The organism is Streptomyces sp. NPDC003327, from assembly GCF_053589515.1.
Genome location: NZ_JBSFSA010000005.1, coordinates 196,856 through 220,447, shown reverse-complemented (window position 1 = coordinate 220,447; position 23,592 = coordinate 196,856). Strand labels below are relative to the sequence as shown.

The following is a 23,592-nucleotide window of genomic DNA, read 5'->3' as shown; positions in this document are numbered from 1 at the left end:
CGTAGAGGGAGTGCGACACGCCCGACCGCGTGGGTCGGAGGAGGGGTCTACAGATCCCCCGGGTTCCAGAGCGTTGACGAGACAAAGGACTACTGAGTAGCCATGGCGGGACAGAAGATCCGCATCCGGCTCAAGGCCTACGACCACGAGGTCATCGACTCCTCGGCGAAGAAGATCGTCGAGACGGTGACCCGCACTGGTGCGTCGGTCGCGGGCCCGGTGCCGCTGCCCACTGAGAAGAACGTGTACTGCGTCATCAAGTCGCCGCACAAGTACAAGGACTCGCGCGAGCACTTCGAGATGCGCACGCACAAGCGCCTGATCGACATTCTCGACCCGACCCCCAAGACCGTTGACTCCCTGATGCGACTCGACCTCCCGGCCGGTGTCGACATCGAGATCAAGCTCTGAAGGCCGGTGATCTGAGAATGGCTAAGCAGATCAAGGGCATCCTCGGCGAGAAGCTCGGCATGACGCAGGTCTGGGACGAGAACAACCGCGTTGTTCCCGTGACCGTCGTCAAGGCCGGCCCGAACGTCGTGACCCAGGTCCGTACGAACGACGTCGACGGCTACGAGTCCGTCCAGATCGCGTTCGGCGAGATCGACCCGCGCAAGGTGAACAAGCCCCTCAAGGGCCACTTCGCGAAGGCCGACGTCACCCCCCGCCGCCACCTCGTCGAGATCCGTACCGCTGACGCCAGCGAGTACACCCTCGGCCAGGAGATCACCGCTGAGGTGTTCGAGGCCGGCATCAAGGTCGACGTGACCGGCAAGAGCAAGGGCAAGGGCTTCGCCGGTGCCATGAAGCGCCACAACTTCCGTGGTGGCAAGGCCTCCCACGGTGCCCACCGCGTGCACCGCAAGCCGGGTTCGATCGGTGGCTGCGCCACCCCGGGCCGCGTCTTCAAGGGCATGCGCATGGCCGGCCGCATGGGCAACGAGCGCGTGACCACCCAGAACCTGACCGTTCACGCCGTTGACGCGGAGAAGGGTCTGCTGCTCATCAAGGGCGCGGTCCCCGGTCCGAACGGCGGCCTCGTCCTGGTCCGCACCGCGGCCAAGGGGGCCTGAGGATATGAGCACCATTGACATTCTGTCGCCCTCCGGCGACAAGACCGGGACCGTCGAGCTCCCGGCCGAGATCTTCGAGGCCAAGGTCAGCATCCCGCTGATCCACCAGGTCGTCGTCGCGCAGCTTGCGGCTGCCCGCCAGGGCACCCACAAGACCAAGACGCGTGGCGAGGTCCGCGGTGGTGGCAAGAAGCCGTACCGCCAGAAGGGCACCGGCCGCGCCCGTCAGGGTTCGACCCGCGCCCCGCAGTTCGCCGGTGGTGGCGTCGTGCACGGTCCCGTGCCGCGTGACTACTCGCAGCGCACCCCCAAGAAGATGAAGGCCGCCGCCCTCCGCGGTGCCCTCTCCGACCGGGCGAACCACTCCCGCATCCACGTCGTCTCCGGCGTGGTCGAGGGTGGCATCTCCACCAAGGCCGCCAAGACGCTGTTCGGCAAGATCTCGGAGCGCAAGAACCTGCTCCTGGTCGCCGAGCGCTCGGACGAGGCCGCGTGGCTGTCCGCCCGCAACCTGCCCCAGGTCCACATCCTGGAGCCGGGCCAGCTGAACACGTACGACGTGATGCGATCCGACGACGTGGTCTTCACCCAGGCCGCCCTCGAGTCCTTCGTGTCTGGCCCCAAGGCCGCTGACAACGAAGGGAGCGAGGCCTGATGTCCGAGGCCACGATCACCAGCAAGACCTTCACGGACCCGCGTGACGTCCTCGTCAAGCCGGTTGTCTCCGAGAAGAGCTACGCGCTGCTCGACGAGAACAAGTACACGTTCATCGTCGCGCCCGGCGCCAACAAGACCCAGATCAAGCAGGCCGTCGAGGCGGTCTTCTCGGTCAAGGTCACCGGGGTCAACACGATCAACCGCCAGGGCAAGCGCAAGCGCACCCGCACCGGTTTCGGCAAGCGCAAGGACACCAAGCGCGCCATCGTGACCCTCGCCGAGGGCAACCGTATCGACATCTTCGGCGGTCCGACCGCCTAAGGGCGGTCTGGATCGTCCGGAATCGGACGAGGACTGAGAAATGGGAATCCGCAAGTACAAGCCGACTACGCCGGGCCGCCGTGGCTCCTCCGTAGCCGACTTCGTCGAGATCACGCGGTCCACGCCGGAGAAGTCGCTGGTCCGCCCCCTGCACAGCAAGGGCGGCCGTAACAACACCGGTCGTGTGACCGTCCGTCACCAGGGCGGTGGCCACAAGCGTGCCTACCGTCTGATCGACTTCCGTCGCCACGACAAGGACGGCGTGCCGGCCAAGGTCGCTCACATCGAGTACGACCCGAACCGCACCGCGCGCATCGCGCTGCTCCACTACGCGGACGGCGAGAAGCGCTACATCATCGCCCCGAAGGGCCTGACGCAGGGCGACCGCGTCGAGAACGGCCCCGGTGCGGACATCAAGCCCGGCAACAACCTGGCGCTCCGCAACATCCCGGTCGGTACCACGATCCACGCGATCGAGCTCCGTCCCGGTGGTGGCGCCAAGTTCGCCCGTTCCGCGGGTGCCTCCGTGCAGCTGCTGGCGAAGGAGGGCACGATGGCCCACCTCCGCATGCCTTCCGGCGAGATCCGCCTGGTCGACGCCCGTTGCCGCGCCACCATCGGTGAGGTCGGCAACGCCGAGCAGTCGAACATCAACTGGGGTAAGGCCGGCCGCAAGCGCTGGCTGGGCGTTCGCCCGACCGTCCGCGGTGTGGCGATGAACCCGGTTGACCACCCGCACGGTGGTGGTGAGGGCAAGACCTCCGGTGGTCGCCACCCGGTCTCCCCGTGGGGTCAGAAGGAGGGTCGTACTCGTTCGCCGAAGAAGGCTTCGAACAAGTACATCGTCCGCCGCCGCAAGACGAACAAGAAGCGCTAGGAGCGGGTTTAGATGCCGCGCAGTCTCAAGAAGGGACCCTTCGTCGACGACCACCTCATCAAGAAGGTGGACGCCCAGAACGAAGCCGGTACCAAGAACGTCATCAAGACCTGGTCCCGCCGCTCGATGATCATCCCGGCCATGCTCGGCCACACGATCGCGGTGCACAACGGCAAGACCCACATCCCGGTGTTTGTCACCGAGTCGATGGTCGGCCACAAGCTCGGCGAGTTCTCGCCGACGCGCACCTTCCGGGGTCACGTCAAGGAAGACCGGAAGTCGAAGCGCCGCTAGTCAGCGGGGTGTGAAAGACCAATGACAGACACTGAAGGGACAACCATGGAAGCCAGGGCCCAGGCGCGGTACATCCGCGTCACGCCCATGAAGGCCCGCCGCGTGGTGGACCTGATCCGTGGCATGGACGCCACGGAGGCTCAGGCGGTCCTGCGTTTCGCCCCGCAGGCCGCGAGCGTGCCGGTCGGCAAGGTGCTTGACAGCGCCATCGCCAACGCCGCGCACAACTACGACCACACGGACGCCTCTTCGCTGTTCATCAGCGAGGCGTACGTCGACGAGGGCCCGACCCTGAAGCGGTTCCGTCCGCGTGCTCAGGGCCGTGCCTACCGGATCCGCAAGCGGACCAGCCACATCACCGTGGTCGTCAGCAGCAAGGAAGGAACCCGGTAATGGGCCAGAAGGTTAACCCGCATGGGTTCCGGCTCGGCATCACCACGGACTTCAAGTCCCGCTGGTACGCCGACAAGCTGTACAAGGACTACGTCAAGGAAGACGTCGCCATCCGTCGGATGATGACGTCCGGCATGGAGCGCGCCGGCATCTCGAAGGTTGAGATCGAGCGCACCCGCGACCGCGTCCGCGTCGACATCCACACCGCCCGTCCGGGCATCGTGATCGGCCGCCGTGGCGCCGAGGCCGACCGCATCCGCGGCGACCTCGAGAAGCTCACGGGCAAGCAGGTCCAGCTGAACATCCTCGAGGTCAAGAACCCCGAGGTCGACGCTCAGCTCGTGGCCCAGGCCGTGGCCGAGCAGCTGTCCTCCCGCGTCTCCTTCCGTCGGGCCATGCGCAAGAGCATGCAGTCCGCCATGAAGGCCGGCGCCAAGGGCATCAAGATCCAGTGTGGTGGCCGTCTCGGCGGTGCCGAGATGTCCCGCTCGGAGTTCTACCGCGAGGGTCGTGTGCCGCTGCACACGCTCCGCGCGAACGTCGAGTACGGCTTCTTCGAGGCCAAGACGACCTTCGGCCGCATCGGCGTGAAGGTCTGGATCTACAAGGGCGACGTCAAGAACATCGCCGAGGTCCGCGCCGAGAACGCCGCCGCCCGCGCCGGCAACCGCCCGGCCCGTGGCGGTGCTGACCGCCCGGCCGGCCGTGGTGGCCGCGGTGGCGAGCGTGGCGGTCGCGGTCGCAAGCCGCAGCAGGCTGCTGCCGCCGAGGCCCCCAAGGCCGAGGCCGCTGCCGCCGCTCCGGCTGAGAGCACCGGAACGGAGGCCTGACCGAAATGCTGATCCCCCGTAGGGTCAAGCACCGCAAGCAGCACCACCCGAAGCGCAGCGGTATGTCCAAGGGTGGTACGCAGGTTGCGTTCGGCGAGTACGGCATTCAGGCCCTCACTCCGGCGTACGTGACCAACCGCCAGATCGAGGCGGCCCGTATCGCGATGACCCGCCACATCAAGCGTGGCGGCAAGGTCTGGATCAACATCTACCCGGACCGCCCGCTCACGAAGAAGCCTGCCGAGACCCGCATGGGTTCCGGTAAGGGTTCGCCGGAGTGGTGGATCGCGAACGTCAAGCCCGGTCGGGTGATGTTCGAGCTGTCCTACCCGAACGAGAAGATCGCGCGTGAGGCCCTGACTCGTGCGGCTCACAAGCTGCCGATGAAGTGCAAGATCGTTAAGCGCGAGGCAGGTGAGCTGTGATGTCGGCCGGTACCAAGGCGTCCGAGCTGCGCGAGCTGGGCAACGAGGAGCTTGTCGCCAAGCTCCGCGAGGCCAAGGAAGAGCTGTTCAACCTCCGCTTCCAGGCGGCGACGGGCCAGCTCGAGAACCACGGTCGGCTCAAGTCCGTCCGTAAGGACATCGCCCGGATCTACACCCTGATGCGTGAGCGCGAGCTGGGCATCGAGACGGTGGAGAACGCCTGATGAGCGAGAACAACGTGACTGAGAAGACCGAGCGCAACGCCCGCAAGGTCCGTGAGGGCCTCGTCGTCAGCGACAAGATGGACAAGACCGTCGTCGTCGCTGTCGAGGACCGCGTCAAGCACGCGCTGTACGGCAAGGTCATCCGCCGTACGAACAAGCTCAAGGCTCACGACGAGCAGAACGCTGCCGGCGTCGGCGACCGCGTCCTCCTGATGGAGACCCGGAAGCTCTCGGCGTCGAAGCACTGGCGTGTCGTCGAGATCCTCGAGAAGGCCAAGTAATCCCTCCTAGGGGGACTCCCTAGGAACAGTTCCGCCAGGCTCGGCCGGGGCTTCCGCGTGAAGCCCCGGCCGGGAACCGGCAGACAATCAGGAGATAGACGTGATCCAGCAGGAGTCGCGACTTCGCGTCGCCGACAACACTGGTGCCAAGGAGATCCTTTGCATCCGTGTTCTCGGTGGCTCGGGTCGCCGCTACGCGGGCATCGGTGACGTCATCGTCGCCACCGTCAAGGACGCGATCCCCGGTGGCAACGTGAAGAAGGGTGACGTCGTCAAGGCGGTCATCGTTCGCACCGTCAAGGAGCGCCGCCGCCAGGACGGCTCGTACATCCGCTTCGACGAGAACGCCGCCGTCATTCTGAAGAACGACGGCGACCCTCGCGGCACCCGTATCTTCGGCCCGGTGGGCCGTGAGCTGCGCGAGAAGAAGTTCATGAAGATCATCTCGCTCGCGCCGGAGGTGCTGTAAGCATGAAGATCAAGAAGGGCGACCTGGTCCAGGTCATCACCGGCAAGGACAAGGGCAAGCAGGGCAAGGTCATCGCGGCCTTCCCCGCCGAGTCCCGCGTCCTGGTCGAGGGTGTCAACCGGGTCAAGAAGCACACCAAGGCCGGCCCCTCGCAGGCCGGTGGCATCGTCACGACCGAGGCTCCGGTCCACGTCTCCAACGTCCAGCTGGTCGTGGAGAAGGACGGCAAGAAGGTCGTCACGCGTGTCGGTTACCGCTTCGACGACGAGGGCAACAAGATCCGCGTTGCCAAGCGGACGGGTGAGGACATCTGATGGCTACCACCACTCCGCGTCTCAAGACGAAGTACCGCGAGGAGATCGCGGGCAAGCTGCGTGAGGAGTTCTCGTACGAGAACGTCATGCAGATCCCCGGCCTCGTGAAGATCGTGGTCAACATGGGTGTCGGCGACGCCGCCCGTGACTCGAAGCTGATCGACGGCGCCATCCGCGACCTCACCACGATCACCGGTCAGAAGCCGGCCGTCACCAAGGCCCGCAAGTCCATCGCGCAGTTCAAGCTGCGTGAGGGTCAGCCGATCGGTGCTCACGTCACGCTCCGTGGCGACCGCATGTGGGAGTTCCTGGACCGCACCCTGTCGCTCGCGCTCCCGCGCATCCGCGACTTCCGCGGCCTGTCCCCCAAGCAGTTCGACGGCCGTGGCAACTACACCTTCGGTCTCACGGAGCAGGTCATGTTCCACGAGATCGACCAGGACAAGATCGACCGTGTCCGGGGTATGGACATCACCGTGGTCACCACGGCGACCAACGACGACGAGGGCCGTGCCCTTCTGCGTCACCTCGGCTTCCCGTTCAAGGAGGCGTAAGCGAGATGGCGAAGAAGGCTCTCATCGCGAAGGCTGCCCGCAAGCCCAAGTTCGGTGTGCGTGCGTACACCCGCTGCCAGCGCTGCGGTCGTCCCCACTCCGTGTACCGCAAGTTCGGCCTGTGCCGCGTGTGCCTTCGTGAGATGGCTCACCGTGGCGAGCTGCCGGGCGTGACCAAGAGCTCCTGGTAATTCCCCGGCGCCCACTGGGCGTTGGTGAATGACCGGAGTCTCTCGGTAAGTATTGGGTTGGCGGAGGTCCGACCCCACATGGCTTAGGCTAGTGGGGTTGGGCGTCCGCCGCCCTACCGACTTACTACGCCGTAGGTCCCCGCGCCGCACCCGTCCCGCCCCTGTGTGGGGAGAGGGATGGCGCATACAGGAAACCCCGGCGAGAGAGGCCGAAGGCCAATTCATGACCATGACTGATCCGATCGCAGACATGCTCACGCGTCTGCGTAACGCGAACTCGGCGTACCACGACTCCGTGACGATGCCGCACAGCAAGATCAAGTCTCACATCGCGGAAATCCTCCAGCAGGAGGGCTTCATCACGGGCTGGAAGGTCGAGGACGCCGAGGTCGGCAAGAACCTCGTCCTCGAGCTCAAGTTCGGTCCGAACCGTGAGCGCTCCATCGCGGGCATCAAGCGGATCTCGAAGCCCGGCCTCCGGGTTTACGCGAAGTCCACCAACCTGCCGAAGGTCCTCGGCGGCCTGGGCGTGGCGATCATCTCCACGTCCCACGGTCTCCTGACCGGCCAGCAGGCGCAGAAGAAGGGCGTGGGTGGGGAAGTCCTCGCCTACGTCTGGTAGTCGGGAACGGAGGAATAGCTAATGTCGCGTATTGGCAAGCTCCCCATCACGGTTCCCGCCGGCGTGGACGTCACCATCGAGGGCCGCACGGTCACGGTCAAGGGTTCCAAGGGCACCCTGAGCCACACCGTCGCCGCGCCGATCGAGATCGTTAAGGGCGAGGACGGCGTTCTGAACGTCACCCGCCCCAACGACGAGCGTCAGAACAAGGCCCTCCACGGCCTGTCCCGCACGCTGGTGGCCAACATGATCACCGGTGTGACCCAGGGGTACGTGAAGGCGCTCGAGATCAGCGGTGTCGGTTACCGCGTTGCCGCGAAGGGCTCCAACCTGGAGTTCCAGCTCGGCTACAGCCACCCGATCCTGGTGGAGGCGCCCGAGGGCATCTCCTTCAAGGTCGAGTCGCCGACCAAGTTCTCGGTCGAGGGCATCGACAAGCAGAAGGTCGGCGAGGTCGCCGCGAACATCCGCAAGCTTCGCAAGCCCGACCCGTACAAGGCCAAGGGCGTGAAGTACGCGGGCGAGGTCATCCGCCGCAAGGTCGGAAAGGCTGGTAAGTAAGCCATGGCATACGGTGTCAAGATCGCCAAGGGCGACGCTTACAAGCGCGCTGCGAAGGCGCGCCGTCACCTGCGCATCCGTAAGAACGTGTCGGGTACGGCGGAGCGTCCGCGCCTCGTCGTGACGCGTTCCAACCGCGGTATCACCGCTCAGGTCATCGACGACCTCAAGGGCCACACCCTTGCGTCGGCGTCGCACCTGGACGCGTCGGTCCGTGGTGGCGAGGGTGACAAGTCCGCGCAGGCCAAGCAGGTCGGTGCCCTGGTCGCTGAGCGCGCCAAGGCCGCCGGTGTCGAGGCCGTCGTGTTCGACCGTGGTGGCAACAGGTACGCCGGGCGCATTGCCGCTCTGGCTGACGCCGCCCGCGAAGCCGGGCTGAAGTTCTAAGCCCCGGTTCCGGGACTAACGGACGTAACAGAGAGAGGTATTCCAATGGCTGGACCCCAGCGCCGCGGTAGCGGTGCCGGTGGCGGCGAGCGGCGGGACCGGAAGGGCCGCGACGGTGGCGCTGCCGCCGCCGAGAAGACCGCGTACGTTGAGCGCGTAGTCGCGATCAACCGCGTCGCCAAGGTTGTCAAGGGTGGTCGTCGCTTCAGCTTCACCGCGCTGGTCGTGGTGGGCGACGGTGACGGCACCGTGGGTGTCGGTTACGGCAAGGCCAAGGAGGTGCCGGCCGCCATCGCCAAGGGTGTGGAGGAGGCCAAGAAGCACTTCTTCAAGGTCCCCCGTATCCAGGGCACCATCCCCCACCCCATCCAGGGTGAGAAGGCGGCGGGCGTCGTTCTGCTGAAGCCCGCCTCCCCCGGTACCGGTGTGATCGCCGGTGGCCCGGTGCGCGCCGTCCTGGAGTGCGCCGGCGTCCACGACATCCTGTCGAAGTCGCTCGGCTCCGACAACGCGATCAACATCGTGCACGCGACCGTGGAGGCCCTGAAGGGCCTGCAGCGTCCCGAGGAGATCGCGGCCCGCCGTGGTCTGCCGCTCGAGGACGTCGCCCCCGCGGCTCTGCTCCGTGCGCGTGCGGGAGCGGGTGCGTAATGGCTCGCCTCAAGATCACGCAGACGAAGTCGTACATCGGCAGCAAGCAGAACCACCGCGACACCCTGCGTTCCCTTGGCCTCAAGGGCATCAACACGCAGGTCGTCAAGGAGGACCGCCCCGAGTTCCGCGGAATGGTGCACACCGTCCGCCACCTCGTGACGGTCGAGGAGGTCGACTGACATGGCGGAGAACAACCCGCTGAAGGTCCACAACCTCCGTCCCGCCCCCGGTGCCAAGACCGCGAAGACCCGTGTCGGTCGTGGTGAAGGCTCCAAGGGTAAGACGGCCGGTCGTGGTACGAAGGGCACGAAGGCCCGCTACCAGGTTCCGGAGCGCTTCGAGGGTGGCCAGATGCCGCTCCACATGCGCCTCCCGAAGCTGAAGGGCTTCAAGAACCCCTTCCGCACCGAGTACCAGGTCGTGAACCTGGACAAGCTGGCCGCGCTCTACCCGCAGGGTGGCGAGGTCACGGTGGCCGACCTGGTCGCCAAGGGTGCGGTTCGCAAGAACCAGCTCGTCAAGGTGCTCGGCACCGGCGAGGTCTCCGTGGCGCTGCAGGTGACGGTTGACGCCGTCTCCGGCTCCGCCAAGGAGAAGATCGCCGCCGCCGGCGGCACCGTCACCGAGCTCGTCTGAGACGACTCGATGGCTTGAACCATCCGACCGGGGATGCCTCCCAAAAGGGGCATCCCCGGTTGGTCGTTCCTAGGGGGGCATGGTCGCCGGTAAGGTGGCGTGCACTGTCTAGGCTCCGTGCGGTATGCCCGCACGGGATCGATGACCGATACCTATTCGTCGAACCTCAAGACCGTCACCTCTGACGCTTAGCGCGGGGGTCGCAGGAGGCACCGTGCTTACCGCGTTCGCCCGGGCGTTCAAGACGCCCGACCTGCGCAAGAAGCTGCTCTTCACGCTCGGCATCGTCGTGCTGTACCGGCTCGGGGCGCACATCCCCGTCCCCGGTGTCAGCTACGAGGCCGTCCAGCAGTGTGTGGATCAGGCGAGCCAGGGCAACAACAGCCTGTTCGGCCTGGTCAACATGTTCAGTGGCGGGGCGCTGCTGCAGATCACCATCTTCGCGCTCGGCATCATGCCGTACATCACGGCGAGCATCATCCTGCAGCTGCTCACCGTCGTGATCCCGAGGCTGGAGGCCCTCAAGAAGGAGGGTCAGTCCGGTACCGCGAAGATCACGCAGTACACCCGGTACCTGACGATCGCCCTCGCCATCCTCCAGGGCACCGGTCTCGTCGCCACCGCCAAGAGCGGTGCGCTCTTCAGCGGCTGCACCGTCGCGGACCAGGTCGTCCCCGACCCGTCGATCTTCACCATCGCCACCATGGTCATCACGATGACCGCGGGCACCGCCGTCGTGATGTGGCTCGGTGAGCTCATCACCGACCGCGGCATCGGCAACGGCATGTCGATCCTGATGTTCATCTCGATCGCCGCCGGCTTCCCGGGCGCCCTGTGGGCCATCAAGGAGAGCGGCAAGCTCGCCAAGGGCTGGATCGAGTTCGGCACCGTCATCATCATCGGCTTCGTCATGGTGGCCCTGGTCGTCTTCGTCGAGCAGGCCCAGCGGCGCATCCCGGTGCAGTACGCGAAGCGGATGATCGGCCGGCGTTCCTACGGCGGAACGTCCACGTACATCCCGTTGAAGGTGAACCAGGCGGGTGTGATTCCTGTCATCTTCGCCTCGTCGCTGCTCTACATCCCGGCCCTGATCGCGCAGTTCTCGAACTCCACCGCGGGCTGGAAGACGTGGATCGAAGCCCACTTCGTCAAGGGTGACCACCCGTATTACATCGCCACCTACTTCCTCCTGATCGTGTTCTTCGCCTTCTTCTACGTGGCGATCTCGTTCAACCCCGAGGAAGTCGCCGACAACATGAAGAAGTATGGTGGCTTCATCCCGGGTATCCGGGCTGGTCGACCTACTGCCGAGTACCTGAGCTACGTGCTCAACCGGATCACTTGGCCGGGCTCGCTGTACTTGGGTCTGATCGCTCTTGTGCCGACGATGGCGTTGGCAGGCTTCGGTGGCGCCAATGCCAACTTCCCCTTCGGTGGAACGAGCATCCTCATCATCGTGGGTGTGGGGCTGGAGACCGTGAAGCAGATCGAGAGCCAGCTCCAGCAGCGCAATTACGAAGGGTTCCTCCGCTGATGCGAATCGTCCTCGTCGGACCGCCCGGGGCCGGCAAGGGTACGCAGGCCGCGTTCCTTGCCAAGAACCTGGACATCCCGCACATCTCCACGGGCGACCTGTTCCGCGCCAACATCTCGCAGGGCACGGAGCTGGGTCTGAAGGCCAAGGCGTTCATGGACGCCGGCGACCTCGTGCCCGACGAGGTGACGATCGGGATGGCCAAGGACCGGATGGAGCAGCCGGACGCCGCCAACGGCTTCCTGCTCGACGGTTTCCCGCGGAACGTGGCCCAGGCCGAGGCGCTGGACGCTGTCCTCAAGACCGAGGACATGCAGCTGGACGCGGTCCTGGACCTGGAGGTCCCCGAGGACGAGGTCGTGAAGCGGATCGCGGGTCGCCGCATCTGCCGCAACGACAGCGCGCACGTCTTCCACGTGGTCTACAACGCGCCGCGGACCGAGGGCGTCTGTGACGCCTGCGGCGGCGAGCTGTACCAGCGCCCGGACGACTCCGAGGAGACGGTCCGCAAGCGCCTGGAGGTCTACCACACGCAGACCGAGCCGATCATCGACTACTACCGGGCGCAGAACCTGGTCGTGACGATCTCGGCGCTCGGCAAGGTGGACGAGGTCACGGCGAAGGCCATGGCCGCGCTCAAGAAGTAACCCCTGGTTCGTTCGATACGGCCGCGGTGCCCCTCGGGGCGCCGCGGCCGTATCGTTGTTCTGTTCCCCGTACTCGATGGAAAGGCCCCGGCCACGATGGTGCAGATCAAGACCCCCGAGCAGATCGCGAAGATGCGCGAGGCGGGGCTGGTCGTCGCCGCCATCCACGCGGCGACCCGTGAGGCCGCCGTGCCCGGCGCCACGACGAAGGACCTGGACGAGGTCGCGCGGAAGGTCATCGCCGACCACGGGGCGAAGTCGAACTTCCTCGGGTACGGCGGGTTCCCCGCGACGATCTGCACCTCGGTGAACGAGGTGGTCGTCCACGGCATCCCCGACGAGAAGACCGTCCTCAAGGACGGCGACATCATCTCCATCGACTGCGGCGCGATCGTGGACGGCTGGCACGGCGACGCCGCGTACACGGCCTTCGTGGGCACCGGCCACGCGCCGGAGCTGGTCGAGCTCTCCCGGGTGACGGAGGAGTCGATGTGGGCCGGCATCGCGGCGATGCGGCTCGGCAACCGGCTGGTGGACGTGTCGAAGGCGATCGAGTCGTACATCAAGCGCCAGCCGCGGCCCGCGGTCGGTGACCACAGCCTCGGCCGGTACGGGATCATCGAGGACTACGGCGGCCACGGCATCGGCACCGAGATGCACATGGAGCCGCACCTCCTGAACTACGTCTCCCGCAAGCGCGGCAAGGGCCCGAAGCTGGTCCCCGGCTTCTGCCTGGCGATCGAGCCGATGGTCTCCCTCGGTACGCCGAGGACGGAGGTCCTGGAGGACGACTGGACCGTCATCACGACGGACGGCACCTGGTCCTCCCACTGGGAGCACAGCGTGGCCCTCACGGAGGACGGCCCCCTGGTCCTGACCGCGGTCGACGGCGGCAAGGCGAAGCTGGCGGAGCTGGGCGTGACGGCGGCGCCGGATCCGCTGGCGTAGTCGTATCCCCGCGGCGTGGCTCCTTGCGTAAGGATCTTGACGGGTGGGCAGACTTCCCGATTCGTCTTTTCCGAGGGGCTGACGTAGACTGATGCGTCGGCTCTCGTGTACCCGTGTGTCCGCATGTGGGGCGAGAGTCGATCAAGGTAGCCGATTCGAAAGGCGAAGCGTGGCCAAGAAGCAAGGTGCCATCGAAATCGAGGGCACCGTGATCGAGTCCCTGCCGAACGCCATGTTCAAGGTGGAGCTCCAGAACGGTCACAAGGTCCTCGCGCACATCTCCGGCAAGATGCGGATGCACTACATCCGAATCCTTCCGGACGACCGGGTCGTCGTGGAGCTCTCTCCGTACGACCTGACGCGTGGCCGGATCGTCTACCGCTACAAGTAGATCTTGCCCGCACCCCGCCTCCGCGCGCGGGTGGTGGCACTGACCCGGAGAACCTCACATCCCATGAAGGTCAAGCCGAGCGTCAAGAAGATCTGCGACAAGTGCAAGGTGATCCGCCGTCACGGCCGGGTCATGGTCATCTGCGACAACCTGCGCCACAAGCAGCGCCAGGGCTGACGCACGCCGACCGACCTGCACTCCCGCAGATCTCGCGCGACGCAAGCAATACGTACATGAGCAGAGCCCGCCCAGCCCGCGAGGGCCGGCGACACCTCCGGCGGGGGCCGGGGACCCGACCTGTACCTCATACGGCAGCCGGGAACGGTTCTGCAGCAGACCCCCGAGAACACAGGAGCCATTGAATGGCACGCGTTTCCGGTGTTGACATCCCGCGCGAAAAGCGTGTGGTGGTCGCACTCACCTACGTCTTCGGTATCGGGCGCACCCGGTCCGAGGAGATCCTCGCCGCCACCGGCGTGAACCCGTCCACCCGTGTCCGCGACCTTGCCGAGGAGGACCTCGTCAAGATCCGCGAGTACGTGGACGCCAACCTCCAGACCGAGGGTGACCTCCGCCGCGAGATCGCCGCCGACATCCGCCGCAAGGTCGAGATCGGCTGCTACCAGGGTCTGCGCCACCGTCGTGGCCTGCCCGTCCGCGGCCAGCGCACCAGCACGAACGCCCGTACCCGCAAGGGCCCGCGTCGCGCCATCGCCGGTAAGAAGAAGCCGGGCAAGAAGTAGTCCTCAGCGGACGCTTGACCAAGCGGTCTTCGCTGTAGGACCGACCACCTCCCGTAGGAGTAAGAGATGCCCCCCAAGGGACGTCAGGGCGCTGCCAAGAAGGTGCGCCGCAAGGAAAAGAAGAACGTCGCTCACGGCCACGCGCACATCAAGAGCACGTTCAACAACACGATCGTCTCGATCACGGACCCCTCGGGCAACGTGATCTCCTGGGCCTCCGCCGGCCACGTCGGCTTCAAGGGCTCGCGCAAGTCCACCCCCTTCGCCGCGCAGATGGCCGCCGAGTCGGCCGCCCGCCGCGCGCAGGAGCACGGCATGCGCAAGGTCGACGTCTTCGTCAAGGGTCCCGGCTCCGGCCGTGAGACCGCGATCCGCTCCCTCCAGGCCACCGGCCTCGAGGTCGGCTCGATCCAGGACGTCACCCCCACGCCGCACAACGGCTGCCGTCCCCCCAAGCGCCGCCGCGTCTGACGCACGGGCTGCTTGAGCAGGACTTTCGGGCGGTGCGTCCCTCTCCGGGACGTGCCGCCCGTACCCTTGTAGCAGTTGCACCACCGGGTTCCGCCCGGTGGCCGTCGGGCGTCAAATAGTGGGCGTCCACGACTGAAGGAAACACAGACATGCTTATCGCTCAGCGTCCGTCGCTGACCGAAGAGGTCGTCGACGAGTTCCGCTCCCGGTTCGTCATCGAGCCGCTGGAGCCGGGCTTCGGCTACACCCTCGGCAACTCCCTCCGCCGTACCCTCCTGTCCTCGATCCCGGGTGCCGCTGTCACCAGCATCCGCATCGACGGTGTCCTGCACGAGTTCACCACCGTGCCGGGCGTCAAGGAGGACGTCACCGACCTCATCCTCAACATCAAGCAGCTGGTCGTCTCCTCGGAGCACGACGAGCCGGTCGTGATGTACCTGCGCAAGCAGGGCCCGGGTCTGGTCACCGCCGCCGACATCGCGCCCCCGGCCGGTGTCGAGGTGCACAACCCCGACCTCGTCCTCGCCACGCTCAACGGCAAGGGCAAGCTGGAGATGGAGCTGACCGTCGAGCGCGGTCGCGGCTACGTCTCCGCCGTGCAGAACAAGCAGGTGGGCCAGGAGATCGGCCGTATCCCGGTCGACTCCATCTACTCGCCGGTGCTCAAGGTCACGTACAAGGTCGAGGCGACCCGAGTCGAGCAGCGCACCGACTTCGACAAGCTGATCGTCGACGTCGAGACCAAGCAGGCGATGCGCCCGCGCGACGCCATGGCGTCCGCCGGCAAGACCCTGGTCGAGCTGTTCGGTCTCGCCCGCGAGCTGAACATCGACGCCGAGGGCATCGACATGGGCCCGTCCCCGACGGACGCCGCCCTCGCCGCCGACCTGGCGCTGCCGATCGAGGAGCTGGAGCTCACGGTCCGCTCCTACAACTGCCTCAAGCGCGAGGGCATCCACTCCGTGGGTGAGCTCGTGGCGCGTTCCGAGGCCGACCTGCTCGACATCCGCAACTTCGGTGCGAAGTCGATCGACGAGGTCAAGGCGAAGCTGGCCGGCATGGGCCTGGCCCTCAAGGACAGCCCGCCCGGATTCGACCCGACCGCCGCCGCCGACGCCTTCGGCGCCGACGACGACGCGGACGCGGGCTTCGTCGAGACCGAGCAGTACTGACCGACCCTGCGGACCGGCTCCGGCCGGTCGCGCAGTTCCCCGCGCCCCTTCGGGGGCGCGGGTCTCCGACAGGTAACCGCCTGCTCGGACACTGACATCGGTACCTCATACGGCCGGTGCAGATCACAAGGAGAAACACCATGCCGCGTCCCGCCAAGGGTGCCCGCCTCGGTGGCAGCGCCGCTCACGAGCGTCTGCTGCTCGCCAACCTGGCGAAGTCCCTCTTCGAGCACGGCCGCATCACGACGACCGAGGCCAAGGCCCGCCGCCTGCGTCCGGTCGCCGAGCGCCTGATCACCAAGGCGAAGAAGGGCGACATCCACAACCGTCGCCTCGTGCTGCAGACGATCACGGACAAGGGCGTCGTCCACACGCTCTTCACCGAGATCGCCCCGCGCTACAGCGAGCGCCCGGGTGGCTACACCCGCATCACCAAGATCGGCAACCGTCGTGGCGACAACGCCCCGATGGCCGTGATCGAGCTGGTCGAGGGCGAGATCGCCAAGAAGGCGACCGTCGCCGAGGCCGAGGCCGCCACGAAGCGCGCCGTCAAGGAGGCCGACGAGGCCGCCGCGGTCGAGACGACCGAGGACGAGGCGAAGGACGCGTAAGCGTTCCGCCGATTTCCCGAGAACGGGCCCGTACCCCTGGGGTGCGGGCCCGTTCCCGTGTGTCTGAGAGGATTTCCGCGTGAGCGATGAGGTGCAGGACGGGTTCGTACGCGTACGGCTCGACCTTTCGTACGACGGCAAGGACTTCTCCGGCTGGGCCAAGCAGGCCCGCGGGCAGCGGACCGTCCAGGGGGACATCGAGGACGCGCTGCGTACGGTGACCCGGTCCAAGGAGACGTACGAGCTGACCGTCGCCGGGCGCACCGACGCCGGTGTGCACGCCCGGGGCCAGGTGGCCCACGTCGACCTGCCCGTCGGGCTGTGGGCCGAGCACCGCGACAAGCTGCTGCGGCGGCTCGCCGGGCGGCTCTCGCACGACGTGCGGGTGTGGAAGGTCGAGGAGGCCCCGGCGGGCTTCAACGCGCGCTTCTCCGCGATCTGGCGCCGCTATGCCTACCGTGTCACCGACGACCCGGGCGGCGTCGACCCGCTGCTGCGCGGGCACGTCCTGTGGCACGACTGGACCCTCGACATGGACGCCATGAACGAGGCCGCGACCGCGCTCGTCGGCGAGCACGACTTCGCCGCGTACTGCAAGAAGCGCGAGGGCGCGACGACCATCCGCACCCTCCAGGAGCTGCGCTGGGAGCGGCGCCCCGACGGCGTCCTCGAGGCGACGGTCAAGGCCGACGCCTTCTGCCACAACATGGTCCGCTCGCTCGTCGGCGCGCTGCTCTTCGTCGGCGACGGGCACCGGCCGGTGGACTGGCCGGGCAAGGTGCTGGCCGCCGGGGTCCGCGACTCGGCCGTCCACGTCGTACGGCCGCACGGGCTCACCCTCGAAGAGGTGGGCTACCCGGCGGACGACCGGCTCGCCGCCCGGAACCGGGAGGCGCGCAACAAGCGGTCACTCCCCGGGAGCGTTGGCTGCTGCTGAGGCCTGGGCGCGGCCGCGGGCGTAGATCTGGTTGAAGGCGAAGGTGCCGAGGTCGGTGCTGGCCTGGAAGACGGGCTGGTCGGCCTTGGTGACCTTCCTGCCGTCGGTGAAGCCGGCCTGGGTGAAGTAGGCGTAGCGGCCGACGGAGTTCGAGCGGCGCAGGCAGACGGTGGCGCGGCAGAAGTCGTCGACGCCCGCGCCGGCCAGCGGGGCGATGCCGCCGGAGGCCTCCTTCTTGACCGTGAGGGCCGCGGCCTCGGAGGGCAGTACGGCGACGCCGACGGTGACGGCCACGCCGTCCTTGACGTACGTGGCGCGCAGCACGCGCTCGCAGCCGTGCCGCTTCAGGATCGTGCCGAGGGCGCCCTGCGTGACCGAGGCGCAGTTCGTCGTCGAGGAGGTGGCGCCCTTCTTGTAGGGGCGGCCGTCCATGCTGAGCTTCTTGCCGGGGAAGAGGCCCTCGGCGCTGATCGGCGCCTTGTCCTTCGTCGGGTCGGAGATGTAGTCCTTCGGGTCCGGCGGGGGCGGCGGCGCGACCGAGGAGAACGTCGGCTCGGGGGTCGGGGAGCCGGTGGGGGAGACGGGGACGGTGGGGAGCCCGCCGTTCTTGGCCTCGTCGTTCTTGCTGTTGGTGGCGACGACGGCGGTCGCGACGATCGCGCCGACGGCGATCGTGGCCACGACGCCGCCGAGGAGCATCAGGCGGCGCTTGCGGCGGTTGCGGGAGGCCGAGGCGTCGGCGAGGGCGCCCCAGTCAGGGGTGTCGGTGCCCTGCGCGCCCGGGAAGGGGTTGGGAGGTTGCGGTTGCGGCGGCCCCCAGGGTGCCTGCCGGCCCGGGTCCTGCGGCGGCCCGTACGGCTGCGGCTGCGGCGGCGGTCCGAACCCCTGCTGTCCCTGCGCGTGCGGCTCCTGCGGCCACTGCGGTCCCCCAAAGCTCATGCCGCGCATCCTAAACCGGTTGGGGGAAGCCGACGCGGGCGGCGACAATGCACCCCATGGGACATGTCGAGGCCGCGCATCTTGAGTACTACCTTCCGGACGGGAGGGTCCTGCTCGGGGACGCCTCGTTCCGGGTGGGGGAGGGCGCCGTCGTCGCCCTCGTCGGGGCCAACGGCGCCGGCAAGACCACCCTGCTCCGGATGATCGCCGGGGAGCTGAAGCCGCACGGCGGCACCGTCACCGTCAGCGGCGGCCTCGGCGTGATGCCGCAGTTCGTCGGGTCGGTGCGGGACGAGTCGACCGTCCGCGACCTGCTGGTCTCGGTGGCGCACCCGCGGATCCGGGAGGCCGCGAAGGCCGTCGACGAGGCCGAGCACCTGATCATGACCGTCGACGACGAGGCCGCCCAGATGCGGTACGCGCAGGCCCTCAGCGACTGGGCCGAGGTGCAGGGGTACGAGGCGGAGACCCTCTGGGACGTCTGCACCATGGCGGCGCTCGGCGTCCCGTACGAGAAGGCGCAGTTCCGGCAGGTGCGGACGCTCAGCGGCGGCGAGCAGAAGCGGCTGGTCCTGGAGTCGCTGCTGCGCGGCTCCGACGAGGTGCTGCTCCTCGACGAGCCGGACAACTACCTGGACGTCCCCGGCAAGCGGTGGCTGGAGGAGCGGCTGCGGGAGACCCGCAAGACCGTGCTGTTCATCTCCCACGACCGGGAGCTGCTCTCCCGGGCCGCCCAGAAGATCGTCGCGGTGGAGCCCGGACCGGCCGGTTCCGACGTGTGGGTGCACGGCGGCGGCTTCGACACCTTCCACGAGGCCCGGCGGGAGCGGTTCGCCCGCTTCGAGGAGCTGAAACGGCGCTGGGAGGAGAAGCACGCCCAGCTGAAGAAGCTCGTGGTCACCCTGCGGCAGGCGGCGGCGGTCAGCCACGAGATGGCGTCGCGGTACGCGGCGGCGCAGACCCGGCTGCGGAAGTTCGAGGAGGCGGGCCCGCCGCCGGAGCCGCCGCGCGAGCAGGACATCCGGATGCGGCTGCGCGGCGGCCGGACCGGCGTGCGGGCGGTGACCTGCGAGAACCTTGAGCTGACCGGTCTGATGAAGCCGTTCTCGCTGGAGGTGTTCTACGGGGAGCGGGTCGCCGTCCTCGGCTCGAACGGCTCCGGGAAGTCGCACTTCCTGCGGCTGCTCGCCGGGGACGGGAGCGTGGCCCACACGGGCCTGTGGAAGCTGGGCGCCCGGGTGGTGCCGGGACACTTCGCGCAGACCCACGCCCACCCCGAGCTGGCCGGACGCTCGCTCGTCGACATCCTGTGGACGGAGCACGCCAAGGACCGGGGCGGCGCGATGTCGGTGCTGCGGCGGTACGAGCTGGAGCGGCAGGGCGACCAGTCCTTCGACAAGCTGTCGGGCGGCCAGCAGGCCCGGTTCCAGATCCTGCTCCTGGAGCTGGCGGGCACGACGGCGCTGCTCCTGGACGAGCCGACGGACAACCTGGACCTGGAGTCGGCCGAGGCCCTCCAGGACGGCCTGGAGGCGTACGAGGGCACGGTGCTGGCCGTCACCCACGACCGCTGGTTCGCGAAGAGCTTCGACCGCTACCTGGTCTTCGGCTCGGACGGGGTCGTACGGGAGACGACGGAGCCGGTGTGGGACGAGCGCCGGGTGGAGCGGGCGCGCTGAGCCGGGGGTGATCGGCGGGGGAGCGTGCGCAGAGCCGGGGGCCGGCGGCATTTTGACCCGTCGGGGGTGGCGCGGGTACTGTTGCGGTTTGTTATGCGTATTGGCTTCGCCGTTCTCACGCGAGGGGCCTTGCGCAAGTTCCCTGGAGCAGTTACCAGTGGCTCGCATACGGGCGTCGGCCCGGCAGTGCAGGCCCCAGCTGCATGATCGCTTCAGGTGTGTCTGGACTCCATCCACTGAAGAAGCGAAGGCTACGAAGTGCGTACGTACAGCCCCAAGCCCGGCGATGTCACTCGCCAGTGGCACATCATCGACGCGCAGGACATCGTCCTGGGCCGTCTGGCGACGACGGCTGCGAACCTCCTGCGAGGCAAGCACAAGCCGGTTTACGCCCCCCACATGGACATGGGCGACTTCGTCATCATCATCAACGCCGACAAGGTTCACCTGTCCGGCAACAAGAAGACCCAGAAGATGGCGTACCGCCACTCTGGCTACCCGGGTGGTCTGCGCTCCGTCCGCTACGACGAGCTGCTGGACAAGAACCCCGAGAAGGCCGTCGAGAAGGCCATCAAGGGCATGATCCCCAAGAACTCCCTGGGCCGTCAGATGCTCTCGAAGCTGAAGGTCTACGCGGGCGAGAACCACCCGCACGCTGCCCAGCAGCCGGTCCCGTTCGAGATCACCCAGGTCGCGCAGTAGTTCCGGCCACACCCCCTAAGAACGAAAGAAATCTGAGGAGCATCGTGGCCGAGACCACCCCCGAGACCCCCGTCGACGAGTTCGAGGGCGTCGAGGAGTACACCACCGAGACCGAGAACGTCGAGGGTGACTACACCTCCGAGTCCCTCGCGTCCCGCTTCGGCGACCCGCAGCCGGCCGCCGGCCTGGGCCGTCGCAAGAACGCCATCGCCCGCGTCCGGATCGTTCCGGGCACCGGCAAGTGGAAGATCAACGGTCGCACCCTTGAGGACTACTTCCCCAACAAGGTGCACCAGCAGGAAGTCAACGAGCCCTTCAAGGTGCTCGAGCTCGACAACCGCTACGACGTGATCGCCCGCATCGCGGGTGGCGGCGTCTCCGGCCAGGCCGGCGCCCTGCGCCTCGGCGTGGCCCGCGCCCTCAACGAGGCCGACGTCGAGAACAACCGCCCGGCGCTGAAGAAGGCCGGCTTCCTCTCCCGTGACGACCGCGCGGTCGAGCGGAAGAAGGCCGGTCTCAAGAAGGCCCGCAAGGCCCCGCAGTACAGCAAGCGCTAATCGCCTGCTCGGTCTGCTCGTACGTACGCCCCGGCGCACTGCCCGTGCCGTCGGGGCGTACGTTTTTTCATCACCTCTTTCACTTTTTGGGCACGTATTTTCGGAGGACAGCTGTGGGACGACTCTTCGGCACCGACGGTGTACGCGGCGTTGCCAACGCGGACCTGACGGCGGAGCTCGCGCTCGGCCTGTCGGTCGCGGCGGCGCACGTGCTCGCCGAAGCGGGGACCTTCGAGGGCCATCGGCCGACCGCCGTGGTCGGGCGGGACCCGCGGGCGTCGGGAGAGTTCCTGGAGGCGGCCGTCGTGGCCGGTCTCGCCAGCGCGGGCGTCGACGTGCTGCGCGTCGGCGTGCTGCCCACCCCGGCCGTGGCCCACCTCACCGGCGTCCTCGGCGCCGACCTCGGCGTGATGCTCTCCGCCAGCCACAACGCCATGCCCGACAACGGCATCAAGTTCTTCGCGCGCGGCGGCCACAAGCTCGCCGACGAGCTGGAGGACAAGATCGAGGCCGTGTACGAGGAGCACCGCACCGGCGCCCCCTGGGAGCGCCCGACCGGTGCCGGCGTGGGCCGGGTCCGCGACTACGACGAGGGCTTCGAGACCTACGTCGACCACCTCCTGTCCGTCCTGCCCAACCGCCTCGACGGGCTGAAGATCGTCCTCGACGAGGCCCACGGCGCCGCCTCCCGCGTCTCGCCCGAGGCCTTCTCCCGGGCCGGTGCCGAGGTCGTCACCATCGGCGCCGCGCCGGACGGCCTCAACATCAACGACGGCTGCGGCTCCACCCACCTCGACCTCCTCAAGGCGGCCGTCGTCGAGCACGGCGCCGACTTCGGCATCGCCCACGACGGCGACGCCGACCGCTGCCTCGCGGTCGACCACACGGGCGAGGAGGTCGACGGCGACCAGATCCTCGCCGTGCTGTCCCTCGCCATGCGCGAGGCCGGCACGCTGCGCGGCGACACGGTCGTCGCCACCGTCATGTCCAACCTGGGCTTCAAGCTCGCCATGGAGCGCGAGGGCCTCCACCTCGTCCAGACCGCGGTCGGCGACCGCTACGTCCTGGAATCCATGAAGGAGAACGGCTTCGCGCTCGGCGGCGAGCAGTCCGGGCACGTCATCGTGCTCGACCACGCCACCACCGGCGACGGCACCCTCACCGGCCTGATGCTCGCCGCCCGGGTCGCCGCCACCGGCAAGTCCCTCGCCGAGCTGGCCGCCGTGATGGAGCGCCTCCCGCAGATCCTGATCAACGTCAAGGACGTCGACAAGGCCCGGGTCGGCACCTCCGGCGAACTCGCCGCAGCCGTCACCGACGCCGAGCGCGAGCTCGGCTCCACCGGCCGGGTCCTGCTGCGCCCCTCCGGCACCGAGCCGCTGGTCCGCGTCATGGTCGAGGCGGCCGACATCGAGCAGGCCCGCTCGGTCGCGCAGCGCCTCGCCGACGTCGTGAAGTCCGCGCTCGGCTGAGCCGTACGCCCCCCGGTGAGGCCCCGTCAGCAGAGCCTGACGGGGCCTCACCCGTGCGGTCGGGCCTTCGTCCTCGGGCTGCGCCGCCAGCGGCCGCGCTGCGTCCGCCACAGCACCTTCTGCGCGTAGAGGGTCAGCACCCCGGCCAGGACGATCCCGAAGAGGTTGAGCAGCAGTTGCTCGACCGAGCCCCACATCTGGGCCAGGTCGCCGTAGCTGAGCGCCACGGCCGCGTTCGCGCCCGCCGGGACCGTGGTCACCGAGATCGCGACGCCCACGAGCGCACCGGACTTGGCCGAGGTCAGCGAGAGCGTGCCGGCGGCGCCCGCGAGCAGGGCCACCACGAACGAGAACGGGTCGGGCTGCCAGATGAAGCTGGTGTTGGGCCGGTCCGCGTCCAGCTGCTCCCGGCTGAACAGGTCGAGCCCGTCCATGCCCAGGCTGAAGACGGTGGTCGCCGCGATCGCCGCGGCGAAGCCCACGAGCAGAGCCAGCGTCGACCGGACGGCCAGCCTCGGTGCCCGCCGCACCACCGCCGTACAGATCCCGGCGAGCGGTCCGAACTCGGGGCCGACCGCCATGGCGCCCACGATCAGGACCGCGTTGTCCAGGACGACACCACAGGCGGCGATCATCGTCGCCAGGACCATGAACGCGCAGTACGTGGCGGAGAGCGTCGACTCCTCGTGCGTCGACCCGGTCAGCTGTTCCCAGATGACCGCGTCGGCGGGTTCGCCCGGAGCCTCCTTCTCGGCCGCGTCCGCGCGCCGCGACAGCGACAGGTCGATGTCGTCGACGGCGATCGACCCGTCCTCGTCGATGCCCAACGCGCACAGCTGGCGCAGGAGTTCGTCGCCGGCCTCGCGGGCCACGTCGCACAGGACGAGGTCGCCCGCCGGGTCGCGGGCCGCGCCGTCCAGCACCACCAGGTGCGTGGTGCCGACCGTCGACTCGATCAGCTTGACCGCGGACGGGGTGCGGTCGGGCGGGACGATCAACCGGAGATGCAGCATCCCCCGAGCTTAC

37 protein-coding genes are annotated in these 23,592 nt (G+C 67.9%); 35 read left to right on the top strand and 2 right to left on the bottom strand.

The window, feature by feature from the left end; translation table 11 throughout:
* The first annotated feature begins 102 nt into the window (after window positions 1-102).
* The 31 genes from rpsJ to truA all read left to right on the top strand — a co-directional run bounded on the left by rpsJ (window position 103) and on the right by truA (window position 17,217).
* On the top strand, window positions 103-411 hold the full coding sequence (gene rpsJ, locus ACWDVG_RS07075) for a 30S ribosomal protein S10 (RefSeq protein ID WP_003948644.1): 309 nt from the start codon (window positions 103-105) through the stop codon (window positions 409-411).
* 17 nt (window positions 412-428) lie between these two features.
* On the top strand, window positions 429-1,073 hold the full coding sequence (rplC, locus tag ACWDVG_RS07070) for a 50S ribosomal protein L3 (protein ID WP_451696930.1): 645 nt from the start codon (window positions 429-431) through the stop codon (window positions 1,071-1,073).
* Between the two features lie 4 nt (window positions 1,074-1,077).
* Window positions 1,078-1,728 carry a 50S ribosomal protein L4 gene (rplD, locus tag ACWDVG_RS07065; RefSeq protein ID WP_451696928.1) on the top strand — a complete coding sequence of 217 codons (651 nt, stop codon included), beginning with the start codon at window positions 1,078-1,080 and terminating at the stop codon, window positions 1,726-1,728.
* Window positions 1,728-2,051 carry a 50S ribosomal protein L23 gene (rplW, locus tag ACWDVG_RS07060; protein WP_318103821.1) on the top strand — a complete coding sequence of 108 codons (324 nt, stop codon included), beginning with the start codon at window positions 1,728-1,730 and terminating at the stop codon, window positions 2,049-2,051. The genes rplD and rplW overlap by 1 nt, the downstream gene beginning before the upstream one ends.
* Before the next feature lie 40 nt (window positions 2,052-2,091).
* Window positions 2,092-2,928 carry a 50S ribosomal protein L2 gene (gene rplB / locus ACWDVG_RS07055; RefSeq protein WP_361166023.1) on the top strand — a complete coding sequence of 279 codons (837 nt, stop codon included), beginning with the start codon at window positions 2,092-2,094 and terminating at the stop codon, window positions 2,926-2,928.
* A 12-nt stretch (window positions 2,929-2,940) separates the two neighbouring features.
* Window positions 2,941-3,222 carry a 30S ribosomal protein S19 gene (gene rpsS, locus ACWDVG_RS07050; RefSeq protein WP_137303156.1) on the top strand — a complete coding sequence of 94 codons (282 nt, stop codon included), beginning with the start codon at window positions 2,941-2,943 and terminating at the stop codon, window positions 3,220-3,222.
* Window positions 3,223-3,267: 45 nt separating this feature from the next.
* Entirely contained in the window at window positions 3,268-3,615 is a 348-nt protein-coding gene (gene rplV, locus ACWDVG_RS07045) for a 50S ribosomal protein L22 (protein WP_009327087.1), read from the top strand.
* Window positions 3,615-4,445 (top strand): 30S ribosomal protein S3, encoded by an 831-nt coding sequence (rpsC, locus tag ACWDVG_RS07040; RefSeq protein WP_019888753.1) that lies wholly within the window; start codon window positions 3,615-3,617, stop codon window positions 4,443-4,445. The genes rplV and rpsC overlap by 1 nt, the downstream gene beginning before the upstream one ends.
* Window positions 4,446-4,450: 5 nt before the next feature.
* Entirely contained in the window at window positions 4,451-4,870 is a 420-nt protein-coding gene (rplP, locus tag ACWDVG_RS07035; RefSeq protein WP_015035580.1) for a 50S ribosomal protein L16, read from the top strand.
* The gene (gene rpmC / locus ACWDVG_RS07030; RefSeq protein ID WP_128985131.1) at window positions 4,870-5,094 is read left to right on the top strand and encodes a 50S ribosomal protein L29; all 225 of its coding nucleotides are present in this window, start codon (window positions 4,870-4,872) and stop codon (window positions 5,092-5,094) included. Before rplP ends, rpmC begins: the two co-directional genes overlap by 1 nt.
* Window positions 5,094-5,375: a 30S ribosomal protein S17 gene (gene rpsQ, locus ACWDVG_RS07025; RefSeq protein WP_147980755.1), complete on the top strand. Its 282-nt coding sequence runs from the start codon at window positions 5,094-5,096 to the stop codon at window positions 5,373-5,375. The genes rpmC and rpsQ overlap by 1 nt, the downstream gene beginning before the upstream one ends.
* Before the next feature lie 100 nt (window positions 5,376-5,475).
* A complete protein-coding gene (gene rplN / locus ACWDVG_RS07020) occupies window positions 5,476-5,844 on the top strand; it encodes a 50S ribosomal protein L14 (RefSeq protein ID WP_003956455.1) in 369 nt (122 codons plus the stop codon).
* Between the two features lie 2 nt (window positions 5,845-5,846).
* Complete coding sequence (rplX, locus tag ACWDVG_RS07015; RefSeq protein WP_451696924.1) at window positions 5,847-6,158, top strand: 50S ribosomal protein L24; 312 nt, start codon at window positions 5,847-5,849, stop codon at window positions 6,156-6,158.
* Complete coding sequence (gene rplE, locus ACWDVG_RS07010) at window positions 6,155-6,712, top strand: 50S ribosomal protein L5 (protein ID WP_104860432.1); 558 nt, start codon at window positions 6,155-6,157, stop codon at window positions 6,710-6,712. Before rplX ends, rplE begins: the two co-directional genes overlap by 4 nt.
* 5 nt (window positions 6,713-6,717) lie before the next feature.
* Window positions 6,718-6,903 (top strand): type Z 30S ribosomal protein S14, encoded by a 186-nt coding sequence (locus ACWDVG_RS07005; protein WP_003956452.1) that lies wholly within the window; start codon window positions 6,718-6,720, stop codon window positions 6,901-6,903.
* A gap of 223 nt (window positions 6,904-7,126) precedes the next feature.
* Window positions 7,127-7,525, top strand: a complete 399-nt coding sequence (gene rpsH, locus ACWDVG_RS07000; RefSeq protein ID WP_006347222.1) for a 30S ribosomal protein S8 — start codon at window positions 7,127-7,129, stop codon at window positions 7,523-7,525.
* A 21-nt stretch (window positions 7,526-7,546) separates the two neighbouring features.
* Complete coding sequence (gene rplF / locus ACWDVG_RS06995) at window positions 7,547-8,086, top strand: 50S ribosomal protein L6 (protein WP_137993930.1); 540 nt, start codon at window positions 7,547-7,549, stop codon at window positions 8,084-8,086.
* 3 nt (window positions 8,087-8,089) lie between these two features.
* Window positions 8,090-8,473: a 50S ribosomal protein L18 gene (rplR, locus tag ACWDVG_RS06990; protein ID WP_362523678.1), complete on the top strand. Its 384-nt coding sequence runs from the start codon at window positions 8,090-8,092 to the stop codon at window positions 8,471-8,473.
* 45 nt (window positions 8,474-8,518) lie between these two features.
* Window positions 8,519-9,124, top strand: coding sequence for a 30S ribosomal protein S5 (rpsE, locus tag ACWDVG_RS06985; protein WP_030201551.1), 606 nt, complete (start codon window positions 8,519-8,521; stop codon window positions 9,122-9,124).
* Entirely contained in the window at window positions 9,124-9,306 is a 183-nt protein-coding gene (gene rpmD / locus ACWDVG_RS06980) for a 50S ribosomal protein L30 (protein ID WP_010473936.1), read from the top strand. Before rpsE ends, rpmD begins: the two co-directional genes overlap by 1 nt.
* A 1-nt stretch (window position 9,307) precedes the next feature.
* Window positions 9,308-9,763 (top strand): 50S ribosomal protein L15, encoded by a 456-nt coding sequence (gene rplO, locus ACWDVG_RS06975; protein ID WP_451696922.1) that lies wholly within the window; start codon window positions 9,308-9,310, stop codon window positions 9,761-9,763.
* Window positions 9,764-9,977: 214 nt separating this feature from the next.
* Window positions 9,978-11,297, top strand: coding sequence for a preprotein translocase subunit SecY (secY, locus tag ACWDVG_RS06970; protein WP_451696920.1), 1,320 nt, complete (start codon window positions 9,978-9,980; stop codon window positions 11,295-11,297).
* A complete protein-coding gene (locus ACWDVG_RS06965) occupies window positions 11,297-11,944 on the top strand; it encodes an adenylate kinase (RefSeq protein WP_451696918.1) in 648 nt (215 codons plus the stop codon). Before secY ends, ACWDVG_RS06965 begins: the two co-directional genes overlap by 1 nt.
* 96 nt (window positions 11,945-12,040) lie before the next feature.
* The gene (map, locus tag ACWDVG_RS06960) at window positions 12,041-12,892 is read left to right on the top strand and encodes a type I methionyl aminopeptidase (protein WP_451696916.1); all 852 of its coding nucleotides are present in this window, start codon (window positions 12,041-12,043) and stop codon (window positions 12,890-12,892) included.
* Between the two features lie 169 nt (window positions 12,893-13,061).
* A complete protein-coding gene (gene infA, locus ACWDVG_RS06955; RefSeq protein WP_003956442.1) occupies window positions 13,062-13,283 on the top strand; it encodes a translation initiation factor IF-1 in 222 nt (73 codons plus the stop codon).
* A gap of 63 nt (window positions 13,284-13,346) precedes the next feature.
* Window positions 13,347-13,460 (top strand): 50S ribosomal protein L36, encoded by a 114-nt coding sequence (gene rpmJ, locus ACWDVG_RS06950; RefSeq protein WP_003956441.1) that lies wholly within the window; start codon window positions 13,347-13,349, stop codon window positions 13,458-13,460.
* A 185-nt stretch (window positions 13,461-13,645) separates the two neighbouring features.
* Window positions 13,646-14,026, top strand: a complete 381-nt coding sequence (rpsM, locus tag ACWDVG_RS06945) for a 30S ribosomal protein S13 (RefSeq protein ID WP_015035595.1) — start codon at window positions 13,646-13,648, stop codon at window positions 14,024-14,026.
* Between the two features lie 66 nt (window positions 14,027-14,092).
* Entirely contained in the window at window positions 14,093-14,497 is a 405-nt protein-coding gene (gene rpsK / locus ACWDVG_RS06940; RefSeq protein WP_003956432.1) for a 30S ribosomal protein S11, read from the top strand.
* Between the two features lie 149 nt (window positions 14,498-14,646).
* Window positions 14,647-15,669, top strand: a complete 1,023-nt coding sequence (locus tag ACWDVG_RS06935; RefSeq protein WP_003966937.1) for a DNA-directed RNA polymerase subunit alpha — start codon at window positions 14,647-14,649, stop codon at window positions 15,667-15,669.
* Window positions 15,670-15,809: 140 nt separating this feature from the next.
* Complete coding sequence (rplQ, locus tag ACWDVG_RS06930) at window positions 15,810-16,280, top strand: 50S ribosomal protein L17 (RefSeq protein ID WP_451696914.1); 471 nt, start codon at window positions 15,810-15,812, stop codon at window positions 16,278-16,280.
* A 79-nt stretch (window positions 16,281-16,359) separates the two neighbouring features.
* Entirely contained in the window at window positions 16,360-17,217 is an 858-nt protein-coding gene (truA, locus tag ACWDVG_RS06925; RefSeq protein ID WP_451696912.1) for a tRNA pseudouridine(38-40) synthase TruA, read from the top strand.
* Here the strand turns inward: truA and ACWDVG_RS06920 are convergent.
* A complete protein-coding gene (locus tag ACWDVG_RS06920) occupies window positions 17,188-18,156 on the bottom strand; it encodes a hypothetical protein (protein ID WP_451696910.1) in 969 nt (322 codons plus the stop codon). The two genes, truA and ACWDVG_RS06920, sit on opposite strands and share 30 nt — an antisense overlap.
* 56 nt (window positions 18,157-18,212) lie before the next feature.
* On the opposite strand from ACWDVG_RS06920, the gene ACWDVG_RS06915 reads away from it, so the two are divergent.
* The 4 genes from ACWDVG_RS06915 (at window position 18,213) to glmM (ending at window position 22,566) form a co-directional block, all read left to right on the top strand.
* Window positions 18,213-19,835, top strand: coding sequence for an ABC-F family ATP-binding cassette domain-containing protein (locus ACWDVG_RS06915; RefSeq protein ID WP_451696909.1), 1,623 nt, complete (start codon window positions 18,213-18,215; stop codon window positions 19,833-19,835).
* Window positions 19,836-20,093: 258 nt separating this feature from the next.
* Window positions 20,094-20,537 (top strand): 50S ribosomal protein L13, encoded by a 444-nt coding sequence (gene rplM / locus ACWDVG_RS06910; RefSeq protein WP_365337593.1) that lies wholly within the window; start codon window positions 20,094-20,096, stop codon window positions 20,535-20,537.
* Between the two features lie 44 nt (window positions 20,538-20,581).
* Window positions 20,582-21,094, top strand: coding sequence for a 30S ribosomal protein S9 (gene rpsI, locus ACWDVG_RS06905; protein WP_030687788.1), 513 nt, complete (start codon window positions 20,582-20,584; stop codon window positions 21,092-21,094).
* 113 nt (window positions 21,095-21,207) lie between these two features.
* Entirely contained in the window at window positions 21,208-22,566 is a 1,359-nt protein-coding gene (gene glmM, locus ACWDVG_RS06900; RefSeq protein WP_451696906.1) for a phosphoglucosamine mutase, read from the top strand.
* Between the two features lie 47 nt (window positions 22,567-22,613).
* Here the strand turns inward: glmM and ACWDVG_RS06895 are convergent, their stop codons facing one another.
* Complete coding sequence (locus ACWDVG_RS06895) at window positions 22,614-23,579, bottom strand: DUF389 domain-containing protein (protein ID WP_451696904.1); 966 nt, start codon at window positions 23,577-23,579, stop codon at window positions 22,614-22,616.
* Window positions 23,580-23,592 lie beyond the last annotated feature (13 nt).

Coding starts and splice junctions, on each gene's coding strand:
- rpsC (WP_019888753.1), top strand. CDS start 3,615: ATGGGCCAGAAGGTTAACCCGCATGGGTTCCGGCTCGGCATCACCACG.
- ACWDVG_RS06915 (WP_451696909.1), top strand. CDS start 18,213: ATGGGACATGTCGAGGCCGCGCATCTTGAGTACTACCTTCCGGACGGG.
- rpmC (WP_128985131.1), top strand. CDS start 4,870: ATGTCGGCCGGTACCAAGGCGTCCGAGCTGCGCGAGCTGGGCAACGAG.
- rpsK (WP_003956432.1), top strand. CDS start 14,093: ATGCCCCCCAAGGGACGTCAGGGCGCTGCCAAGAAGGTGCGCCGCAAG.
- rplX (WP_451696924.1), top strand. CDS start 5,847: ATGAAGATCAAGAAGGGCGACCTGGTCCAGGTCATCACCGGCAAGGAC.
- ACWDVG_RS06920 (WP_451696910.1), bottom strand. CDS start 18,156: ATGAGCTTTGGGGGACCGCAGTGGCCGCAGGAGCCGCACGCGCAGGGA.
- rplV (WP_009327087.1), top strand. CDS start 3,268: ATGGAAGCCAGGGCCCAGGCGCGGTACATCCGCGTCACGCCCATGAAG.
- rplW (WP_318103821.1), top strand. CDS start 1,728: ATGTCCGAGGCCACGATCACCAGCAAGACCTTCACGGACCCGCGTGAC.
- rpmD (WP_010473936.1), top strand. CDS start 9,124: ATGGCTCGCCTCAAGATCACGCAGACGAAGTCGTACATCGGCAGCAAG.
- ACWDVG_RS06895 (WP_451696904.1), bottom strand. CDS start 23,579: ATGCTGCATCTCCGGTTGATCGTCCCGCCCGACCGCACCCCGTCCGCG.
- rpsE (WP_030201551.1), top strand. CDS start 8,519: ATGGCTGGACCCCAGCGCCGCGGTAGCGGTGCCGGTGGCGGCGAGCGG.
- rplF (WP_137993930.1), top strand. CDS start 7,547: ATGTCGCGTATTGGCAAGCTCCCCATCACGGTTCCCGCCGGCGTGGAC.
- rpsM (WP_015035595.1), top strand. CDS start 13,646: ATGGCACGCGTTTCCGGTGTTGACATCCCGCGCGAAAAGCGTGTGGTG.
- rplB (WP_361166023.1), top strand. CDS start 2,092: ATGGGAATCCGCAAGTACAAGCCGACTACGCCGGGCCGCCGTGGCTCC.
- rplP (WP_015035580.1), top strand. CDS start 4,451: ATGCTGATCCCCCGTAGGGTCAAGCACCGCAAGCAGCACCACCCGAAG.
- ACWDVG_RS06935 (WP_003966937.1), top strand. CDS start 14,647: ATGCTTATCGCTCAGCGTCCGTCGCTGACCGAAGAGGTCGTCGACGAG.
- rplO (WP_451696922.1), top strand. CDS start 9,308: ATGGCGGAGAACAACCCGCTGAAGGTCCACAACCTCCGTCCCGCCCCC.
- rpsJ (WP_003948644.1), top strand. CDS start 103: ATGGCGGGACAGAAGATCCGCATCCGGCTCAAGGCCTACGACCACGAG.
- rpsQ (WP_147980755.1), top strand. CDS start 5,094: ATGAGCGAGAACAACGTGACTGAGAAGACCGAGCGCAACGCCCGCAAG.
- rplD (WP_451696928.1), top strand. CDS start 1,078: ATGAGCACCATTGACATTCTGTCGCCCTCCGGCGACAAGACCGGGACC.
- ACWDVG_RS07005 (WP_003956452.1), top strand. CDS start 6,718: ATGGCGAAGAAGGCTCTCATCGCGAAGGCTGCCCGCAAGCCCAAGTTC.
- ACWDVG_RS06965 (WP_451696918.1), top strand. CDS start 11,297: ATGCGAATCGTCCTCGTCGGACCGCCCGGGGCCGGCAAGGGTACGCAG.
- rpsH (WP_006347222.1), top strand. CDS start 7,127: ATGACCATGACTGATCCGATCGCAGACATGCTCACGCGTCTGCGTAAC.
- rplQ (WP_451696914.1), top strand. CDS start 15,810: ATGCCGCGTCCCGCCAAGGGTGCCCGCCTCGGTGGCAGCGCCGCTCAC.
- rpmJ (WP_003956441.1), top strand. CDS start 13,347: ATGAAGGTCAAGCCGAGCGTCAAGAAGATCTGCGACAAGTGCAAGGTG.
- rplR (WP_362523678.1), top strand. CDS start 8,090: ATGGCATACGGTGTCAAGATCGCCAAGGGCGACGCTTACAAGCGCGCT.
- map (WP_451696916.1), top strand. CDS start 12,041: ATGGTGCAGATCAAGACCCCCGAGCAGATCGCGAAGATGCGCGAGGCG.
- rplC (WP_451696930.1), top strand. CDS start 429: ATGGCTAAGCAGATCAAGGGCATCCTCGGCGAGAAGCTCGGCATGACG.
- rpsS (WP_137303156.1), top strand. CDS start 2,941: ATGCCGCGCAGTCTCAAGAAGGGACCCTTCGTCGACGACCACCTCATC.